Below are 18,342 nucleotides of genomic sequence, written 5' to 3'. Positions count from 1 at the left end.
TTATGAAATTAAGTACATTAGTATGCCAGGACTGCAGCAAAGCTGCGGTCCTTTTTAGTAGTAAAAAAAGAATTTTAGAGTTTATCAGTGAGCTTGCTCATGAAAAGCTCCCCTACTTACCACAACAAGATATTCTTAATGCGCTGGCAAGCAGAGAAAAGCTAGGCAGTACTGGTATTGGCCGGGGTATCGCCATTCCTCATGGCAGAATGGGTGGCGTAGAAGAGCCGCTGGCTTTAGTACTTGTTAGCGACACGCCTGTTAACTTTGATGCTATTGATAACTGCCCTGTTGATATTTTTGTTGCACTCATCGTACCAGATGGCGATAACCAACAGCACCTAAAGACTCTGGCAACCATAGCTGATAAACTGAGCAATAAAGAATTTTGTAAACAGCTGCGTAGTGCTAAAACCGATGCAGAGCTGTATCAAGTAATTGTTGATCAATCGTAGTAAATACTAAGGGCTATAAATGGAGTTAATTATCATAAGCGGCCGTTCTGGTTCAGGTAAGTCGGTTGCTTTACGCGTGGTTGAAGATTTAGGCTATTATTGCGTAGATAATATTCCGGTCAACTTACTGCCCTCTTTAGTGCGAAGTGTTTCAGATAACTATGACAAAATAGCCGTTAGTATAGATGTTCGTAATATCCCCAAAGAACAAGACGAATTTAACGATATTCTCGAGTACCTTCCTGACTTTGCTAAACCCACACTGTTTTATTTAGATAGTGATGATCAAACACTGATCAAACGTTTTTCAGAAACACGCAGATTACACCCTTTATCCATCGATTCGCTGCCGCTTGATTTAGCAATAAAAAAAGAAAAAGAACTGCTTGATGTACTCGTAACGCGCGCTGACTTTATGCTAGATACCACCGATTTAAGTGTGCACCAATTAGCAGAGTCAATTCGCGAAAAAATACTGGGTAAAAAAGATAAGCAACTTATTGTAACGTTTGAATCGTTTGGCTTTAAACACGGCATACCTAAAGAAGCTGATTATGTTTTTGATGCTCGCTTTTTGCCAAACCCCCACTGGGAGCCTGAACTCAAACCGCTTACGGGCCTTGATCAACCAGTAAAAGATTTTTTGGCAAATCACAGCATAGTGCAAAAATTCACTTGGCAAATTCAAACCTTTGTACAAACTTGGTTGCCACACTTAGAGCGTAATAACCGTAGTTACCTCACTATTGCAATTGGCTGTACTGGTGGTCAACACCGCTCGGTTTATTTAGCGCAAGCCATTGGTGAGAGCTTTGCTATGACGCATCCGAATGTCAAAATTCGTCATCGTGAGCAAGAAAAGTAACCTTAAAATAATAACCTGTTCAGTTTAGGTATAGTAATTTATGCGCTGTGAAGACACATTTTTAATAAAAAATAAATTAGGCTTACACGCCAGAGCGGCAACGGTCCTTGCGCAATTAGCTGTGCAGTTTGATGCTAAAATCACCTTACACCAAGATGATAAAGAAGCCGCAGGCGACAGCGTATTAGCTTTAATGCTACTTGAAAGCAGTAAAGGTAAAGAAGTTAAAGTAGTCTGTGAAGGCCCTGATTCAGAGCAAGCTTTGCATGCGGTTGGGCAATTAATTGCCCAACGATTTAACGAGCAAGAATAATTTAAAGCACCATAGCCTTATAAGTTAAAGACTTATCTGGCCAAATTATAAAGATTTAGTAAATTAGGGTATTCCGACTCGCCTAATTTAGTGCTTTAATTTAGGATAATAAAGCCATGCCCCTGCTAAATTTGGTTACTTAATTTTAAACACTAATTTAGTCCCAGCATTGGGTTTAGCACAAAAAATAAAGAAAATAACAGTGGGCAACTCCACTTACTAAACACCTTTCCATTACACAAAAATATTTAGGATGCCAATGCCAGAAGCGTTTGAACAAGACTATCCACTACAGCAACTAAAACAAGTGACTAAATCACTTAATAGTGGGCAATTTGTTCAAGTAAGACGCATGCTAGCAAAAACAGCACCTTGTGATACAGCACTGCTGCTTGAATCCTCTCCGCATAAAATTAGACGCATGCTTTGGCAACTGGTTGACCCAGATGTGCAAGGGGATGTGCTAGAAGAGCTCTCTGAAGATGTACGCTTAGGTATCATTGCACAAATGGAACCTGAGCATATTGCCGCGGCCACTGAGGATATGGGCCACGATGATTTAGGTGAAGTCCTACGTAGCCTACCTGATACCGTGTACAAAGATGTGGTTAGCGCTATGGATACGCAAGACCGCGAACGCGCTACACAGGCTTTATCATACCAAGAGCGCTCTGCAGGCGCGCTAATGAACACCGATACGGTGACCATTCGCCCAGACGTTACGCTTGATGTTGTACTGCGTTATATAAGGCTACGCGGCGAGCTGCCAGAGGGCACCGATGATTTATACGTTGTTGATAAACATAACTGTTTTTTAGGTGCATTATCACTTAGTACACTGTTAACTAATCCGCCTGAAAAAATTGTTCAAGATTTAATGGATGAAGACTGTGAGTCTATCCCTATTTCGATGGATGAAAGTGAAGTTGCTCAGTTATTTGAGCGCCACAACTGGATATCGGCCCCTGTAGTCGATGATAACGCCCACTTACTTGGACGTGTCACCATTGATGATATTGTTGATGTTATTCGTGAAGATGCTGAGCACAGCTTGTTAAGCCTTGCCGGTCTTGATGATGAAGAAGACACCTTTGCACCTGTTTTAAAAAGCTCGAAAAAACGCTCAGTATGGCTTGGCGTTAACTTACTCACAGCCTTAGCTGCCGCCTTTGTGGCCAGCTTTTTTGAAAGCACCTTAGATATATTACCTATTTTAGCTGTACTCAATGGCATTGTTCCCTCAATGGGTGGTGTAGCAGGTAGCCAGTCTTTAACTCTGGTTATTCGCGGTATTGCCGTAGGCCATATTAACCAAACTAACCAACGATTTTTAATGGCTAAAGAGCTGGCGATAGGCGCATTAAACGGGGTTACTTGGTCAATACTTATAGCCAGTGTAATTGCGCTTTGGCAATGGGATTTTATGCTTGGCGGCGTGCTAGCATTTGCGATGTTTATGAACCTAGTAGTGGCTGGTGTTGCTGGCGCATGTATTCCTATTTTATTGAAAAAAATGAATATAGACCCTGCACTTGCCGGTAGTGTTGTACTTACAACGGTGACTGATATTGTCGGTATTTTTGCCTTTTTAGGCACCGCAACGTGGCTACTTATTTAGCAACCTGAGCTCAGGTTAAGTAGCCACTACACACTAAAACATATAATTAAATTGGTGAGCCCGGTGGCATTGGTAAACCACTGAAGTTTTCAGGCCACTTACCTACTTTTAAAAACTGTTTTATTTGCTCTGCTAAATACTGTTTAAATGCGCTTTCTCCTACACTGGTATTACTTAACATTGAGTTTTGATTGTACTCTTTACTTAATTTTACCAAGTAGAAACGTAGCTGCGCCTGCACCTCTGGGCTTACCTTGTCACTAGTGACTAAATCAGCCATATTTTTTGCAGTTAAAAACTGCACCCGCTGGGTGATTTTGCCTTTCATTGTATTAGGTGATGACACATTAAACACTTGGCTGTAAAGCTGCTCTAACAACTCATCTAAGCTGTAAAAATTATAATTACGTACTTGTTGTTGAGCTAAACGATTTAAACGCTGTGGGTTTAATAATAACGATAAACTATGCTGCGCAGCTACTTCTGGCAAGGCCATCGCATCAAGTGTTATACCCGTACGCCCTGTTATGCTTTCACGCGATTTAGACTCGCCATATGCTTTTGGCGGAATAAGCGCTAACACCGACTCAGGCAAAATTAAATTAGCCGGTTTTAATGTTGTTAAAATAGCACTAAGCGCCGCTTGCTGCTGCGCTTTTGCAACCACTTGTGCGCCCTTAGCAGGTGAGTCGTTACGTGTTTCGTATTCGTAGTTAACCCCCGCAATTAACTTAACTGCAGCCTCGACTTGATAGCGATGAAATAAATAAAGCGGCACGAGTTTTTCTTCTAACTGCGAGAGTGCATCGCCCGTTTTAATGTTGTTAATACCAAATTGCGAAAGCGCTTTTTTACGTACATCAAGCACTCTAAGTAACTCTTGCGCTGGGTTAGTACCGTTATCCCATAAGTGCGCTGTAGGGTGTGCCCCGCCCTTTGCGCGTGCGTCGCTATCAGATATAAACTCAAGGCCCTTTGTTTTGTTCTCTTTTAATATTGTTGCAAGCTCAGCACTTTCATCTTGATTAGTGAAGTCGCTGTAACCATATTTAATAACTTGGGTATCCCATACTCCCATACCGCTTGCATAGCCGCGGGTTACATCAAGCTCGCCTTGCTCGTTAAAGCTAAGTAGTGGGTGCGGGTAATCCATAACCGACGCTCTATCCCCCACCGAGGCTGCAAAGTTATGTGCAATGCCCAGCGTATGGCCAATTTCGTGTGCACTTAACTGGCGAATCCTATCAAGTGCCATTGCCTGTAAGTTTTTAGCCACCTCGTTACCTTTTAAATAAGGCGCACCGAGGGCTTCTGCAATTAAAATATCTTGGCGTACACGCAATGAACCTAGTGTTACATGCCCTTTGAGTATTTCGCCGGTACGAGGGTCTATAACAGAGCTTCCGTAAGACCATCCACGTGTAGCACGATGCACCCACTGAATAACGTTATAGCGAATATCCATAGGATCAGCATTGCTCGGCAGTACTTTGACTATAAATGCGTTTTTATAGCCTGCTGCGCTAAAGGCATCATTCCACCACTTACCGCCTTCAAGTAACGCGCTTTTAACCGGCTCAGGCACGCCAGGGTCTAGGTAATAAGTAATGGGCTCTACGGGTTCACTAATCGGTAAACTTGGATCTTTTTTAGCTAAGCGATGACGCGGTATATAGCGCACAAACATAGATTCACCAAGGGGGGCTGCATAGTCTTTATGCTCAATGCTCCAATACCCTGATTGCGGGTCAAATTTGCGCGGCGTGTATTTATCATCAGGTAATTTAATAAGTGAGTGGTGCATATGTACAGTAAGTGCGTATGCATCGGCGCTTACTTGGCGCACAAATTTACCTGGTTTAGTACCCTTAAACGTTAATACTGCTTCAAGCTCGGTATTTTTTACAAACGCTTTTGAGCGATTCATATACACAGCGCTGCGTGATTCATCAAGGCTAAAGCTGCCTTGCTTGCGCGCTGCAAGGGTACGGCTTACCCCGTGTACATCGCTTAATAAATAGGGTGTGTAATCAATCAGGAGCGTTTTTTCGCTTTGCGCTACCACTTTAAAGCCCGCTAAAATACTGGATGAAAAAGCCTCTTTAATACTTTGCTGCTCAGCTTTGTTAGTGGTATTAGCGCGATAATATGTATTTAGCGCGCGCAACATTACTTTATCACCAAAACGCTCAAACTGAACTAAATGCGTGTTACCAAGTTGGCCTCTATCTAAGCCTATATCGTTAGAGCCAACACCATAGGGTAAGCTTTGCTGAAGCAAAAATTGCTGCTCTAATTTATCTACTTTTAAAAATACTTTGCCGTTTTGAGTATCGTAATAAAACGAAAAGTACCCAGGAAAGTGATTCATTTGCGCAGTAAATTCATCTATAGGCTTAATTGCTGCGTGCGCTTGGGTTATCATAGAGCACAGCACAGTAAAGAATATGTAACTTATTAGTGGTATTTTTTTCATAATCTTATCTTTGTTATTGGCGTTTTAAGTACGATTAGGTGGCACCATTATTACAGTGCTATTTAAACAATACAGGTATTTAAGACGAAATTCAGCGCACTAAGTTAATCTCTCTCACATTTAGATTAGCTAGTACACGTTATCAGGAAAATAGAATGCGTAGACTCCCACCAGTATTACTAGAAGACGGTTGTCCTAGAGAACTTTTATCGTTAATTAGAACCATTTTAGCAGCATGTAAAGAAATTTCGTTTCGTGTTGGCCAAGGTGCGCTTTCTGGCGTATTAGGCTCAACGCTTGATGAAAACATTCAAGGCGAAACCCAAAAAAAGCTCGATGTACTCTCTAATCAGCTTTTAAAAGATATTTTACTGGAGTCTGGGTCAGTTAAAGCCATCGCCTCAGAAGAAGAAGATTACACAGTAGCTGGCAACCAAGACACTAAATACATTGTGGCGTTTGACCCGCTTGATGGCTCATCAAATACCGATATTAACTCGCTAGTGGGTACTATATTTTCAATTATGGAAGCCCCAGAAGGCTCAGATGCCGCCGATCAAAGTATATTTATGCAGCCAGGCCACAAACAAGTTGCTGCAGGTTACGTGCTTTACGGCCCATCAACTATGCTTGCACTTACTACAGGTAAAGGCACACGCATGTTTACGCTAGATAAAACCCAAGGTAGCTTTTTACTAACACAAGACTTTGCCACTATCCCTGCTGATACAAACGAATTTGCCATTAATGCGTCAAACCAGCGTCATTGGCAGCCAGCAATGCAAAACTATATTAATGACTTACTCGCTGGCGATACCGGCCCACGTGCTAAAAACTTTAACATGCGCTGGATTGCCGCTATGGTTGGCGATGTGCACCGTGTACTTAGCCGTGGTGGTTTATTTACCTACCCAACCGACACCAAAGATGCAAATAAACCTAATAAGCTACGTTTACTGTACGAAGCCAACCCCATGGCTATGCTAGTTGAGCAAGCAGGTGGTATCGCCTCTACGGGTACTGAGCGTATTATGGATATTCAACCCGATGCAATCCACCAGCGTGTGGCGGTAATATTAGGCTCTAAAAACGAAGTAGAAACGTGCTTGGGATATCATAAGTAAATTAATTGTCAGTTGTAAAAAAATACTAAGCCGCATTTAATTTAAATACGGCTTTTTTATTTATTCGTTACATATAACCGCAGTAAGTTGGCATCTAAAATAAGAGTCAGCCTAAATATCTAGTCCTTCAATAATGTCAGTAATTGTTCAAGCTTTTGGCTATCAAGCTCTCCCATTTGCTCACTATTACTGAGCGCAAAAATAACCCCTTCGTGTTCGGCGCAATTTATATCATCTCGCGATTCAACCACATTTGCCCATAACTCTAAATCATCTATCTCTATTTCGTGGTTTACACAACGTGTTAGCACCTCAATCAATACCGGCTTTGTGAGTGTATAACAGGGGGTACTTTCTTCTGCTGGGGTAGAAATAATTACGCTAATAGCATCATCTCTTTGCTCACCAAAGGTAATAAATTCGGCCAATGCTTTTTGTATATTCATAATATTTGTTATTCTTGCTGCTCTACTGCTGATAAGACTTAAAATGACGAGATTAAACTGCTCACAATGCCACACTGCGCTTAGTTGTAATGTAAACGATATAAACGCATGCTGGTGTAACCAATTACCTGCTATTTTACCGCTTGAAGAGTCAGCAACAAGCTGTTTATGCCCGCAATGTACGCTTTATAAAATAAACGCTTATTTAGCGCATATTTATACTCAGCCAATCAAAGCACAAATTGAGTTTGCTAAAAAATTTAGAGGTAATGACAATTTAATTGAAGGGCTAGACTACACCATGCAAAATGGCTACATGGTGTTTAGTAAATGGTTTTTTTTAAAGCGAGGTACATGCTGTAAAAATGGCTGTAAAAATTGTCCTTACAGCTAAATCACAACATGTTGATATACAATACGCGGTTAAATAAGTTCGTTGGACACATCGTTGCTGTATTGTGCAAATTTATCCGCCCCTTTAAAACGTAACTCAATTGCTTTGATATGCTCTTCTTCGGCGTGTTTCCAAACGCCCGGCACACTATACACATGCTTTAAATAGCAAAAAAATTTATCGCGTAGTTGCGGATTAAACTGCCATCCTTGAGCTACATCTGCTACTTGGGCAACTAAGCCCTCACGAGTATCAGCATGCTTAACTAAGCCTTCTATATTATAACAAGCCTGCCCTACAGTAATTACGCGCTTATTTAGTAACAGTGCTTCTAAACCTACTGTAGAGTTGATAGTGATCACCGCTTCTGCGCATTCAATAAGTTCACAGGTTTTATTGCCGTTTGCAAATAGTGCAATTGGGTCTTTATCGTATAAATGGGTGTAATGCTTGTGCCACGACGGGTGTTCTTTAAAAACGATCTTTAAACTAGGGTTGTTCAATGCTTTCACTGCGCTTACAACTTCATCGTATAGCATTTCCATTGAGTCAATCCATGGCGAAAAGCTCGCTAATTGCGTATCGTGAGGCACTTGAAAAGGCACAAATATGTAGCGTTCAGGTATATTTTCAGCTGCAAAATCACAGCGTTTCTTATGGTTTTCTCGTGGGACAAGCGCCGGTGCATCAAAGTTTAAGGCATTATTTGCATTAAAACTTAAATAAAAATCAGGATCTCGACTTAGCGATGCATTAAAGTTAATCCCTTGAGGGTCTAAACTGGTGGTACCCGGAAGCAAACCATTTTCATAATAAAATTGCTTAATACCCAGTGCCTTGGCAGCCATAGCAACGGTAGTATTAGGCAGTTTATTACCATTCCATATCACCATTACATCAGGGTTAACTTCAGTTAATAAAGCTAAATATTTTGCGTAACGCAAACGCTCAAAAAAGCGCAGCCCCACTTTGTAAACCGCCGATACTAAAGCATTGTTCCAAAGGTTATTACGGGCGCGCTTACGTTTTAGTTGTGCATTAATAACATCGTTAAAATCAACTTTAAACGCTTTACTTAAATAGTGTATAGCTGAAAGCTTTGGCGCCCCCATAACATGCAGTTGGCAATCCATACTCAGCTTTTTGATTATTTTTTTATAGTACTTTGCGTGTACATTTTTGCGGGATATAAATAGGTAAGACATACAAGCTGTGCGCGCCAATTATTGTTTATAGGAAATAATACTAAGTGGACACTATTACAAAAGTAAGGTTCACTGCTACGAGTAAATAATTTACAGATGTTACCTAAATTCTTATTATTTTACTACGCAGCGGTGCCATCCTAGATAGAATCTCATTTTGTATGCTATGGCTAATATTTTGCTCTTCCATCGCATTTACAAGTAAGTCCACCACATGGTTAAAATCTTTCTCAGTTATGTGCATCCCAGTATGAATATCTACCATAGAGTCACCTTTATACTTGCATGGGCCATCAACTAGCATACACATATGCATAATAAAGCCTTCTCTAAAGTGGCTTATGTCGCTGTGTTCAAAATAATGCAGTACTTGTTCATCATTACCTATTTGGTAAATAAAACTGTCTACAATACGCGTAAGCCCCGCACGGCCATCAAGCTGTTGATAAAGCGATAAATTTGTTGAGCTTGCGCACCCTGCCAGGGCACTTAAACACAACCATAAAATGACAACGTTTTTCATTACCAATACCCTGTTACCGATAAGTACCACCCTGTTTGATCGCTCGTACCTGCAATGCTACCTAAATCTAAGTAAGCAGCGGTGACACTCACGTGTTTGTTTGGCATCCAAGCAACAAATAAATCTTTCCAGTCTTGTTCACCCAAATTAAGGTTATTAGACTTTTGCCTATACTCTATACCTACGGCAACACTTCGGCTCAAAAACACAGCCGTGCTGCCTTCAAATAAAATTTTTGCATCATTATTTGCCCCACCATAACCAAGCAAACCGAGTTGATTAGCCTCACTGTAGCGAGTTGTGACGTTCCAAAACCAGTTAAGCCCCCCTACAGCGCCTAAGTGGAGTTTACTCGCTGCGAGGTAGTAATCAGTGCCACTAGTATCTTGTGCACCTACTAGGGTCGCAACAGCGCCATCATCAAGAGATTTATGCTGTATACCCACACTCAATTGCGGCCAGTCACTGTAAACTATGTCGCCGTATAAACGAACTTTAGCGCCCGTGATAGATTGCTCTATTTCGGTATCAAGTGCAGGCACGTCAAAACGTTGTTGAGCGTAGCTAAGTTCCACACGATTAAATAGGTTAACTTGTGCTCCACATACATCTAAAGTGTAGTCTGTTACATCTGCACGGCTACAAAAGCCATTCACAGAGAACTCGTCTTCGCTGGCGTAACCTGCAAGTTGTGCCCAAGGCACAATACCGCCGCCCCCACTGCCTTCTATTTGCGAAACCCCGGGGGTCGCTAATAATTTACCATCACTTGCTAAACCAGAAAAACTCGAGCTAAGTAATAACCCAAGTAATAAACACTTAACTTTTTTCATAATATTCCTTTAGCCACTGTTCTAATAATTCTGCTTTTAAAGGCCTACTTAGGTAGTAACCCTGAGCATGGTCACAATTCATAAGTTTAAGTAAGTCTAACGAATCCCTGTTTTCAACGCCCTCTGCAACAACGCTAAAGCCTAGTTGATGCCCTAAGGTAATCGACGACTGCACTATGTATTGATCCTTGCGCGACTCATCTAACTTTAAAATAAAGCACTTATCTAACTTTAGCTCATCAATAGGCAGCATTTTTAATCTCCCCAGTGATGTTTGCCCTACGCCATAGTCATCCAATGAAATTTTTACACCGATGGCTTTTAAGTTTTGTAATGCTTTTATGCCTTTTTCTTCATTTTCAATCATGTCGCGCTCAGTTAATTCAACAGTAATGAGGGTTGGTTCAACATTGTATTTTTTTAGAGTACGCACTAACGCTGAATGAAAGCTCGGTGAGGCAATATCTTGTGCTGATACATTAATTGCTGCCTGCATTTCAATCCCTTTAGCCTGCCAATCAGCCACCTGAGAAACCACCGTGTTAACAACCCATGATGTAAGCTCAACAATAAGCCCCGATTGCTCAGCTAAATCAATAAACAGCTCTGGGTTTACCCAGCTGCCATCTTTACGTTGCCAGCGGATCAGTGATTCGACTTTATTTATTTTTTGTGTGTGTAAATGCAGTTTAGGCTGATAGGTCATAAATAATTGCCCATCATCATCGCTAATGGCTTGTTTAAGCTCATCTAACATTTTAAGACGATCTAAATGCGCTTCGTCTTCACCATTTTGGTAATAATGAATACTGTCTTGGCTATCTGTTGCATTGTCTACGGCAATAAGTACGCGTCGCATTAAATCATCGCTGGCAAGACCTTGCATAGGATACTCGACAACCCCAGCGCTAAAGCGTAAGTTAATTTTTAACGTTTTAATGGTATAACACGCTAATAGCTGTGCCATTAAACCAACAATACCGCTTTTTCTCTCTCTGGCAGCGGCGCTTGGAAACACAGTTAAAAACTCATCGCCACCAATACGCGCATGAAAGCCGCCAAGCTCGTCTGAAAAGCCACTAATTCGATTGGCAACCGCTTTTAAACATTCATCGCCTACGCGTGGACCAAGCTTATCGTTTATATGCCGTAAACCTTTTATATCAATAGCAACCAGAGTGTATTGTGTAGAGGGAGTCAGCTCATCATCAAGCACTTCAAGCATAGCCGAGCGGTTATAAAAGCCTGTAAGCGAGTCATGGCGTGCCTGAAAACTAATTTTTTGTTCACGCTCGTTAATATCGTTACCCATGTTATCAAAGGCGTTAGCAAGGGTTGCTATTTCAGTACTTTGTTTAGATGCATTAAATTCAAACGCGTAATTACCTTGTGCAAACTGCCTAGCAATAACTGCAAGCTGAGAGAGTGGAGTTGTTAAGTTATTTGCCAGTAAACTACTGGTAATAACCCCCACCAGCATAGTTAAAATGGCCATAATAATTAGCGTAAACAATAAGTTTTCAAAATCGTTATAGCTTTGCGTTAAATCAGCACTGAGTAAAATTGTTACCGCATCCCCTTGTAGGGAGGGCAACATAATATCTTGGTTTTTATATACAGGATAATCACCAAACAAACGCGTTGTTGTGGTGGTGTTAAAGTAGTTTTTAGGTGAAAAAAACTCTGGGCGATTAAGCAACGAGCTTCTTACGAGGTTGTCCTGCTCAGCAATAAAGCTGACATCCATTCCTGTTAGGTTTTTAAGTTCTAGGGCGACTTCGTCATCAATTTTAAAACCCACTAAGCTGTATGCGACCGTTCTAGGCGCCCTTACAGGTAGTAAAATAACTTGATATAACTGATTATTAAGAACAACAAAGCTCGATTGCTCTGGCGAAGTTAATAACTCATCCAGTAACGGCTTTAAATTTTGAGGGTACAAATCTGCATTAGTATTGGCTGAAATTAATTTACCTGATAAATCAATCAGTAGCATAAGCTCTGCATCAATACGCTGGCTGTGGTTAAACAACACACTACTTATGGTGCCTGCATCGCGAGTGGCAACCGCTTGCTTAAAGCCAAAGTCGGCAGTGAGTACTTTAGCAGCAGTAAGCAGTAGGCTTTCTTTTGCGCTCAGATATTGCTTATATACATTTTGCGCTACGCTAATATCTTGATTTACTTTTTCTTCTTGAAATTTACTTGTAGACCACCAAAAGCTAACAATGCTCACCATAGTGGTCAGTAACACTAAGCCTACACATAAAACAATAATGCGGTTTTTTAAACTGTTAGTCATTACCGCCCTTAAACTTACTGCCAAAAGTATTTCGCGGTGCTGGGGTGGAGGTATTAACCTTAATTAGTAACTCATTGTTATTGTTTATTGTTATCATTTTTTTATTTTCCAACGGTGCAGTTTGTAGCGCATGCCACACACTCAGCGTAGTCGGTAACGGCGTTATGTCTAAGGTTAACTTACCCGTATTATTAGTTTTATAAACGTATTCACTATTGGCTACATAAATATAGCCAACCATAGAGTCATGAATATTACAGCCTAGTACAACAACACCTTGTTGATCAAAAGTCACAGGCTCTTTAGGTTGGCCTGAATAGAGTTTTAGCTGAAAGGGCTTAGCCTGAGAAAAAGAGTAAACATGATGGCGAATATTATCGCTGTTAGGAAAGTTAACCTGCTGGCCTTTTTGCACCACCAGTAAATCAGGCAAAAACGCTTTATGTACTTGGTCCATTACCGCAACGGGTAACGTAGTGCGCTCTGACTTTGCCGCCTTATAAAGCTCAACGACTGCACCTTTTAGTGGCTGACCATGCTGGTCTTGAATGACTAAATCAATATTTGCACCCAGTACGCCTTGGCTAAAAAATAAAGTAGCGGCGAGTAAATAACCTCTTTTATTAAAAACTTGCTGCACTTGCCTAAACATATCAATACCTAAAAGTTAATCTTAGGTTAAGTTAATTAGAGACCAGCACTAATTGCAAGGAATATAGCCCAGTAACTAAAAATAAAGACTGGGCTTTGTTTGTTTTAATACTTTAGTTGTACTATTTTACAATAAGACCGTAATCAGTATCTAAAATATTAATTACTTCTTGGCGAGGATCTTCAGGAATTACAATCTCTTTACCAATGATTTTACTGGCAATGCCTACATAAGTGTTAGACACCTCAAGCATGACCGATTCTGGTAAAATAAAGTCTTTAGCAAGCTGCTCACGCTCACCCATGCGGTCTTTATTTAACAGCACGTCACTTTCTGGCACAGTAGAAATTAATAACTGGCGGAACCCTTCTTTAGAGTTTTCGATTATTTTACCATCGCGGTAAGCCGCGCCATCCCATATGCGCGAAGAATCTGGGGTGCCTACTTCATCAATATAAATAAGCTGTTGGTTACCGTCTAAATCCTCTACATAACCAAACTCAAATTTTGTATCTACAAATATTTGGTCAAGCTTTGCCAGCTCTTCACTAATTAGCTTAAAGCCCTCAACCAATAGCTTTTCGTATTTAGTCACATCCTCTGCCGATTTAAAATTAAATACGTCTAAATTATCAGTGATATTAGCGCGCGTAATATTCACATCATCAACAGGTGGAATATCAGCCACGCCTTCGATAATACCTTTTGTAGAAGGGGTTATTAGTACGTTTTCAAGCTTTTGGTTTGCCGTTAAGCCCTCAGGTAAATCTATGCCACAAAAGCTGCGAACCCCTTTACTGTAATCACGCCACATGCTGCCGGTTATATATTGACGCGCAATCGCTTCTACTTTTACGGTGCTTGCTTTGCGCACAATCCATACATAAGGATGTGGAATATCAACAATGTGGTTACCCGCAAGGCCAGCTTTATCAAATAACTTAAACCAATGAGATGCAACAGAGTTAAGCGCAATACCTTTACCCGGCACGCCGTTTAAGCCATTTTCGCCTTGCCAAATACAATCAAAAGCAGAAATACGGTCTGAAATAACCATAATTGCCAGCTCAGTTCCTTGCGGAACTTTATAGTTTTTTTCTTTAATGAGGCGTGCGCTGTCTTCATCTGTTAGCCAATAAACCGAACGAACTTTACCGCTGTGTACGGCACCTTTAGTGCGAATAGGTAAGTCATCGTTTACGTCTAAAACTTTATAGCTAGTCATGCTATCTCCGGGGTTAGGGATGCTCATAGAGCAAAGTATGGTATGGGGTTATAAGCGCTATATAATAAATCAGCCTACCCTAAAGCTCAATCAGCACTGAAAACTAAATAACCTGAATCTGGTTAAGTGACTGACTAGGGCGTGTTGTAATATGCTGATATTTAAATTTATTTTCTCTAGCCAAAGATTTTCAATGAAAGCAAGGCGAATTTACGCGTCAATAGCTGGCCTATTGCAAGTAAAATCAACGCAGTTAGCGCTGAAAATAGCTGCTAGAAATAGGTTTATTACCCAGAGCTCAGTTTAAATAACCACGCAATATTTATATGGCTGTAATAATGCGGTAAACTTAGCGTGCTAACTAGAGGAGTAACGCTTGGACTACCTAACTGCGACCGCAAATAAAAAATACCTAATGTATATTTCGCAAAATTATTCATACGCTATTTTAAGGCCGCTTCAGGCGCAAATTTTAGCCCATGGTGGAGAAGTTCGGTGGTTTTTAGCGGGTAATGAAGTAAACCCCGACTTTTTAGATGATGATGAGCAGCGCTTGCATACAATATCTGATGTGAGAAGTTGGCACCCTGATATAACTTATATTCCAGGCAATATTGTTCCAAGCTTTATTCCTGGTAAAAAAGTTGCTGTTTTTCATGGTTTTAATTCTGAGAAGCGCAGCTCAGAGGGCAATCATGGCCACTTTGCAATACGAGGCTGCTACGACCTATATTGTACACAGGGCCCTAATACAACCACCCGATTTAAAGAGTTGGCGCAACAACATGGTTTTTTTAAAGTAGTAGAAACCGGCTGGCCAACGCTCGACCCCCTATTTACCGATACACAAACTAACCCATTCGAAAGCGACGACCCACGTCCAACATTGCTTATTTGCTCTACTTTTTCAAAAAAATTATCACTTGCTCCCAAATTATATGAGCAAATAAAGCATTTTAGCCGACAAGGGAAGTGGCGTATTTTAATGCAGTTTCATCCTAAAATGCCCCAAGAATGGGTTGAGAGATATAAAGCATTAAATAATGAAAACTTAACCTTTATAGAAACCGACAACGTACTCCCTTTGCTTAAAGCTGCAGATGTAATGCTGTGTGATACATCCTCGGTATTATTGATGTTTTTATTACTTAGAAAGCCAGTTGTTACGTTTTGCAATCAAAAACCACTCCCTCACTTACTTGATGTAACTGAAGCCGATAAAGTAGAAGCAGCAATAGAACATGCGTTAACTAAACCTAATAAATTAATGCAAAGTATTGAAGACTATTGCCTAGAGCTCCACCCATATACTGATGGTAAATCTAGCCAACGCGTGCTTAATGCTGCAAATGAATTTTTGCACATAAAAGAAAAGCTAAAACCTAAACCGCTTAACCTATTTAGAAATCTTAAAATGCGTAAAGAATTCAACTTTTGGGGTTGGTAACACCACACTGTATGATTGAGCTTGATAATGTAACCTTTAAATGGCATAAAAATGATGCCAAGCCTACGCTAAATATCCCAACCCTTAGAATTGATAAAGGCGAGCATATTTTTTTACATGGTCCCAGCGGCGCCGGTAAATCAACCCTGCTTGCGCTACTGGCAGGTATAAACACACCAAGTAGTGGCAACATACGTATTTTAAATCGTGATTTAAATACACTTAGCAATACGCAAAGAGATGTATTTAGAGCGGAGAATATTGGCTATATTTTTCAAAACTTTAATTTATTACCGTATTTAACACCCATTGAGAATGTCACGCTTGGCTGTGAATTTTCAAAAAGCAGAAAACAAAAAGCCTTACAGCAAACAACAGAGCCCAAGCCAAGCTTACAAAAAGAAGCGATACGCTTATTAACAGCATTAGGCTTAAGTGAGTCTTATCATAGTAAAGATGTTGCCTCGCTCAGCATTGGTCAGCAACAGCGGGTTGCCGCCGCTCGCGCATTTATTGGCAGCCCAGAGCTTATAATTGCTGATGAGCCTACCTCGGCACTCGATACCGCAAATAGAGAAAGCTTTATAAAGCTGTTATTCGAACAGGCTAAGCGCGCCAACAGTACGTTAGTTTTTGTAAGCCATGACGAAACATTAAAACCGCTATTTAATCGTGCAATTAGCCTAGTTAGCTTACAGGAGCAGTTATGATCCTGACTAAGTTAGCTTATAAAAGTTTGCTAAATCGCCGAGCAAGTGTACTGCTCACATTGTTTACCATTGCCATTAGCGTGATGCTTTTACTAAGTATTGAGCGAATTCGCGTGGATGCAAAAACCAGTTTTAGTAATACCATCTCTGGGACAGACCTAATTGTAGGCGCCCGCACCGGCGATATTCAATTACTGCTTTCCTCTGTATTTAGAATAGGTTATGCCAATAATGGGGTGAGCTGGCAAAGTTATCAGTACATCGCAGCTCAACGTGGTGTTAAATGGAGCATTCCTATTAGTTTAGGCGACAGCCACAAAGGCCAAGCTGTACTAGGTACAAGCCGTGATTACTTTACCCACTATCGCTTTGGTAAAAAACAAACGTTAAGTTTTCAACAAGGCCACGCGTTTGAGCATTTAAACCAGGTGGTACTTGGCAGCGATGTAGCGAGCCGTTTAGGGTATACGCTAGGTGATAACATAGTAATTTCACACGGCATGGGTAATACGAGCTTTCATCATCATAAAGACAACCCGTTTACTGTTATCGGTATTTTAAACGCCACTGGCACGCCAGTAGATAAAACCTTACACATACCTCTAGCAGCTATTGATTTAATACATGGTGGTTCACATTCTGCGAATAATGAGCACGATGAGCATAACAACCTAATCGGTGAGCCAAGTCAAATTACTGCGTTTTTAATGGGATTCGACTCGCCTTTATACACATTGCAAATTAGGCGTAATATCAACCAATACAAAAAAGAGCCACTTCTAGCCATTATGCCCACAGTTACTCTAAAAGAGCTGTGGCAAATGCTCGCCATTGTCGAAAAAGTACTCTTACTGTTTTCAGGCGTTGTTATATTAGTCAGTTTATTGGGTATGTTGACCACACTACTGGCCAATTTAAATCAACGCCGAAGAGAACTTGCTATATTGCGCTCAGTCGGCGCACGGCCATGGCAGCTATTTACACTAATAAGCATGGAATCGTTATTTACAACATTATTAGGCTGCCTAGTTGGCTGTGGTTTGTATTATGGCGTTATGCTTATCAGTAGCAGCTATTTGCAAAGCCATGCAGGCATAAGCGTTAATATTGCCATGCTCTCTTACTATGAACTCACTTTAATAGGCGTTATTATGGCCGCTGGGTTTATAATTGGCTTAATACCAGCTACCCGCGCTTACTTTTATTCGCTTAGCGATGGTATGAGTATAAAAACTTAACTTTAGGAATTTCATGATACTTTTTAAATCCGCGCTTTATTACTGCACGCTAGTAAGCTGCCTACTTATTAGCTTTGTCAGTAGTGCAAACCCGCCGAAAGAAATTTTTTGGGAAGACTTAATCCCGCAAGGGCATGTACAAATAGATACCCAAGCACAGGCTAACCACGAAGGCAGTGAACAAAACTGGGTGCAACCAGAGCTAGATGCTCCTGTGGTTGAAGCATTAAATGGCCAATCAGTGAGCTTACCGGGGTTTGTTGTCCCACTTGAGGGCGACAGTGAAGTTATTACTGAGTTTTTGCTTGTGCCATACTTTGGCGCGTGTATTCACGTACCGCCCCCGCCGCCAAATCAAATCGTTCATGTAACAGTAAAAGGCGGCGTACCCATAGAGAGCCTGTATGATGCGATTGTAGTTACCGGCGTTATCAGTACCGAAACCTGGTCTGGTGAAATAGCCCAAGTGGGCTATAAGATGAAAGCCGTCGGTGTGGCACCGTTTGAGCTATAACA

General features: G+C 40.9%; 18 protein-coding genes. 10 read left to right on the top strand and 8 right to left on the bottom strand.

Translation table 11 applies throughout. The features are described from left to right. The first annotated feature begins 2 nt into the window (after positions 1-2). The 4 genes from PSH41_RS00970 (at position 3) to mgtE (ending at position 3,251) form a co-directional block, all read left to right on the top strand. Positions 3-455 (top strand): PTS sugar transporter subunit IIA, encoded by a 453-nt coding sequence (locus PSH41_RS00970; protein ID WP_004589083.1) that lies wholly within the window; start codon positions 3-5, stop codon positions 453-455. A 19-nt stretch (positions 456-474) separates the two neighbouring features. Continuing rightward, a complete protein-coding gene (gene rapZ / locus PSH41_RS00965; RefSeq protein WP_004589082.1) occupies positions 475-1,320 on the top strand; it encodes an RNase adapter RapZ in 846 nt (281 codons plus the stop codon). Positions 1,321-1,360: 40 nt separating this feature from the next. After that, entirely contained in the window at positions 1,361-1,633 is a 273-nt protein-coding gene (locus PSH41_RS00960; protein WP_004589081.1) for an HPr family phosphocarrier protein, read from the top strand. 259 nt (positions 1,634-1,892) lie between these two features. Beyond that, positions 1,893-3,251, top strand: a complete 1,359-nt coding sequence (gene mgtE, locus PSH41_RS00955) for a magnesium transporter (RefSeq protein ID WP_273588633.1) — start codon at positions 1,893-1,895, stop codon at positions 3,249-3,251. A 46-nt stretch (positions 3,252-3,297) separates the two neighbouring features. On the opposite strand, the gene PSH41_RS00950 is transcribed toward mgtE, so the two are convergent. After that, positions 3,298-5,727 carry a zinc-dependent metalloprotease gene (locus PSH41_RS00950; protein ID WP_064384792.1) on the bottom strand — a complete coding sequence of 810 codons (2,430 nt, stop codon included), beginning with the start codon at positions 5,725-5,727 and terminating at the stop codon, positions 3,298-3,300. A 155-nt stretch (positions 5,728-5,882) separates the two neighbouring features. On the opposite strand from PSH41_RS00950, the gene PSH41_RS00945 reads away from it, so the two are divergent. Further along, positions 5,883-6,851 carry a class 1 fructose-bisphosphatase gene (locus tag PSH41_RS00945; RefSeq protein WP_064384794.1) on the top strand — a complete coding sequence of 323 codons (969 nt, stop codon included), beginning with the start codon at positions 5,883-5,885 and terminating at the stop codon, positions 6,849-6,851. A 119-nt stretch (positions 6,852-6,970) separates the two neighbouring features. Here PSH41_RS00945 and PSH41_RS00940 read toward each other — a convergent pair whose 3' ends face one another. After that, positions 6,971-7,297, bottom strand: a complete 327-nt coding sequence (locus PSH41_RS00940) for a hypothetical protein (RefSeq protein WP_064384796.1) — start codon at positions 7,295-7,297, stop codon at positions 6,971-6,973. A gap of 43 nt (positions 7,298-7,340) precedes the next feature. Between PSH41_RS00940 and PSH41_RS00935 the strand changes: the two genes are divergently transcribed. Then, complete coding sequence (locus PSH41_RS00935; protein WP_064384798.1) at positions 7,341-7,691, top strand: DUF5522 domain-containing protein; 351 nt, start codon at positions 7,341-7,343, stop codon at positions 7,689-7,691. Positions 7,692-7,720: 29 nt separating this feature from the next. Here the strand turns inward: PSH41_RS00935 and PSH41_RS00930 are convergent, their stop codons facing one another. The 6 genes from PSH41_RS00930 to PSH41_RS00905 all read right to left on the bottom strand — a co-directional run bounded on the left by PSH41_RS00930 (position 7,721) and on the right by PSH41_RS00905 (position 14,431). Further along, on the bottom strand, positions 7,721-8,824 hold the full coding sequence (locus tag PSH41_RS00930) for a capsular polysaccharide export protein, LipB/KpsS family (RefSeq protein ID WP_273588632.1): 1,104 nt from the start codon (positions 8,822-8,824) through the stop codon (positions 7,721-7,723). 175 nt (positions 8,825-8,999) lie between these two features. After that, positions 9,000-9,419, bottom strand: a complete 420-nt coding sequence (locus PSH41_RS00925; protein ID WP_029773274.1) for a group I truncated hemoglobin — start codon at positions 9,417-9,419, stop codon at positions 9,000-9,002. Then, complete coding sequence (locus PSH41_RS00920) at positions 9,419-10,252, bottom strand: DUF3034 family protein (protein ID WP_273588631.1); 834 nt, start codon at positions 10,250-10,252, stop codon at positions 9,419-9,421. Before PSH41_RS00920 ends, PSH41_RS00925 begins: the two co-directional genes overlap by 1 nt. After that, the gene (locus PSH41_RS00915; protein WP_273588630.1) at positions 10,239-12,554 is read right to left on the bottom strand and encodes a bifunctional diguanylate cyclase/phosphodiesterase; all 2,316 of its coding nucleotides are present in this window, start codon (positions 12,552-12,554) and stop codon (positions 10,239-10,241) included. The genes PSH41_RS00920 and PSH41_RS00915 overlap by 14 nt, the downstream gene beginning before the upstream one ends. After that, positions 12,547-13,206 carry a methylamine utilization protein gene (locus PSH41_RS00910; protein ID WP_273588629.1) on the bottom strand — a complete coding sequence of 220 codons (660 nt, stop codon included), beginning with the start codon at positions 13,204-13,206 and terminating at the stop codon, positions 12,547-12,549. The genes PSH41_RS00915 and PSH41_RS00910 overlap by 8 nt, the downstream gene beginning before the upstream one ends. A 121-nt stretch (positions 13,207-13,327) precedes the next feature. Continuing rightward, positions 13,328-14,431 carry a phosphoribosylaminoimidazolesuccinocarboxamide synthase gene (locus tag PSH41_RS00905; RefSeq protein ID WP_273588628.1) on the bottom strand — a complete coding sequence of 368 codons (1,104 nt, stop codon included), beginning with the start codon at positions 14,429-14,431 and terminating at the stop codon, positions 13,328-13,330. A 376-nt stretch (positions 14,432-14,807) separates the two neighbouring features. On the opposite strand from PSH41_RS00905, the gene PSH41_RS00900 reads away from it, so the two are divergent. Genes PSH41_RS00900 through PSH41_RS00885 form a run of 4 tightly spaced genes read left to right on the top strand, consistent with a single transcriptional unit; the run spans position 14,808 to position 18,340 of the window. Then, on the top strand, positions 14,808-15,878 hold the full coding sequence (locus PSH41_RS00900; protein WP_273588627.1) for a CDP-glycerol glycerophosphotransferase family protein: 1,071 nt from the start codon (positions 14,808-14,810) through the stop codon (positions 15,876-15,878). An 11-nt stretch (positions 15,879-15,889) separates the two neighbouring features. Then, complete coding sequence (locus PSH41_RS00895; protein WP_273588626.1) at positions 15,890-16,588, top strand: ABC transporter ATP-binding protein; 699 nt, start codon at positions 15,890-15,892, stop codon at positions 16,586-16,588. Then, positions 16,585-17,826, top strand: coding sequence for an ABC transporter permease (locus tag PSH41_RS00890; protein ID WP_273588625.1), 1,242 nt, complete (start codon positions 16,585-16,587; stop codon positions 17,824-17,826). Before PSH41_RS00895 ends, PSH41_RS00890 begins: the two co-directional genes overlap by 4 nt. 13 nt (positions 17,827-17,839) lie before the next feature. Beyond that, positions 17,840-18,340 carry a DUF3299 domain-containing protein gene (locus tag PSH41_RS00885; RefSeq protein WP_004589066.1) on the top strand — a complete coding sequence of 167 codons (501 nt, stop codon included), beginning with the start codon at positions 17,840-17,842 and terminating at the stop codon, positions 18,338-18,340. Positions 18,341-18,342: the final 2 nt, after the last annotated feature.

The organism is Pseudoalteromonas sp. CST2 (assembly GCF_028599385.1).
Lineage (GTDB): Bacteria > Pseudomonadota > Gammaproteobacteria > Enterobacterales > Alteromonadaceae > Pseudoalteromonas > Pseudoalteromonas atlantica.
This window is presented reverse-complemented; position numbering and strand designations above follow the sequence as displayed.

Bases quoted from the DNA above. Each gene is read 5' to 3' on its own strand.
- PSH41_RS00970 (WP_004589083.1), top strand. From the start codon at position 3: ATGAAATTAAGTACATTAGTATGCCAGGACTGCAGCAAAGCTGCGGTC.
- rapZ (WP_004589082.1), top strand. From the start codon at position 475: ATGGAGTTAATTATCATAAGCGGCCGTTCTGGTTCAGGTAAGTCGGTT.
- PSH41_RS00960 (WP_004589081.1), top strand. From the start codon at position 1,361: ATGCGCTGTGAAGACACATTTTTAATAAAAAATAAATTAGGCTTACAC.
- mgtE (WP_273588633.1), top strand. From the start codon at position 1,893: ATGCCAGAAGCGTTTGAACAAGACTATCCACTACAGCAACTAAAACAA.
- PSH41_RS00950 (WP_064384792.1), bottom strand. From the start codon at position 5,727: ATGAAAAAAATACCACTAATAAGTTACATATTCTTTACTGTGCTGTGC.
- PSH41_RS00945 (WP_064384794.1), top strand. From the start codon at position 5,883: ATGCGTAGACTCCCACCAGTATTACTAGAAGACGGTTGTCCTAGAGAA.
- PSH41_RS00940 (WP_064384796.1), bottom strand. From the start codon at position 7,297: ATGAATATACAAAAAGCATTGGCCGAATTTATTACCTTTGGTGAGCAA.
- PSH41_RS00935 (WP_064384798.1), top strand. From the start codon at position 7,341: ATGACGAGATTAAACTGCTCACAATGCCACACTGCGCTTAGTTGTAAT.
- PSH41_RS00930 (WP_273588632.1), bottom strand. From the start codon at position 8,824: ATGGATTGCCAACTGCATGTTATGGGGGCGCCAAAGCTTTCAGCTATA.
- PSH41_RS00925 (WP_029773274.1), bottom strand. From the start codon at position 9,419: ATGAAAAACGTTGTCATTTTATGGTTGTGTTTAAGTGCCCTGGCAGGG.
- PSH41_RS00920 (WP_273588631.1), bottom strand. From the start codon at position 10,252: ATGAAAAAAGTTAAGTGTTTATTACTTGGGTTATTACTTAGCTCGAGT.
- PSH41_RS00915 (WP_273588630.1), bottom strand. From the start codon at position 12,554: ATGACTAACAGTTTAAAAAACCGCATTATTGTTTTATGTGTAGGCTTA.
- PSH41_RS00910 (WP_273588629.1), bottom strand. From the start codon at position 13,206: ATGTTTAGGCAAGTGCAGCAAGTTTTTAATAAAAGAGGTTATTTACTC.
- PSH41_RS00905 (WP_273588628.1), bottom strand. From the start codon at position 14,431: ATGACTAGCTATAAAGTTTTAGACGTAAACGATGACTTACCTATTCGC.
- PSH41_RS00895 (WP_273588626.1), top strand. From the start codon at position 15,890: ATGATTGAGCTTGATAATGTAACCTTTAAATGGCATAAAAATGATGCC.
- PSH41_RS00890 (WP_273588625.1), top strand. From the start codon at position 16,585: ATGATCCTGACTAAGTTAGCTTATAAAAGTTTGCTAAATCGCCGAGCA.
- PSH41_RS00885 (WP_004589066.1), top strand. From the start codon at position 17,840: ATGATACTTTTTAAATCCGCGCTTTATTACTGCACGCTAGTAAGCTGC.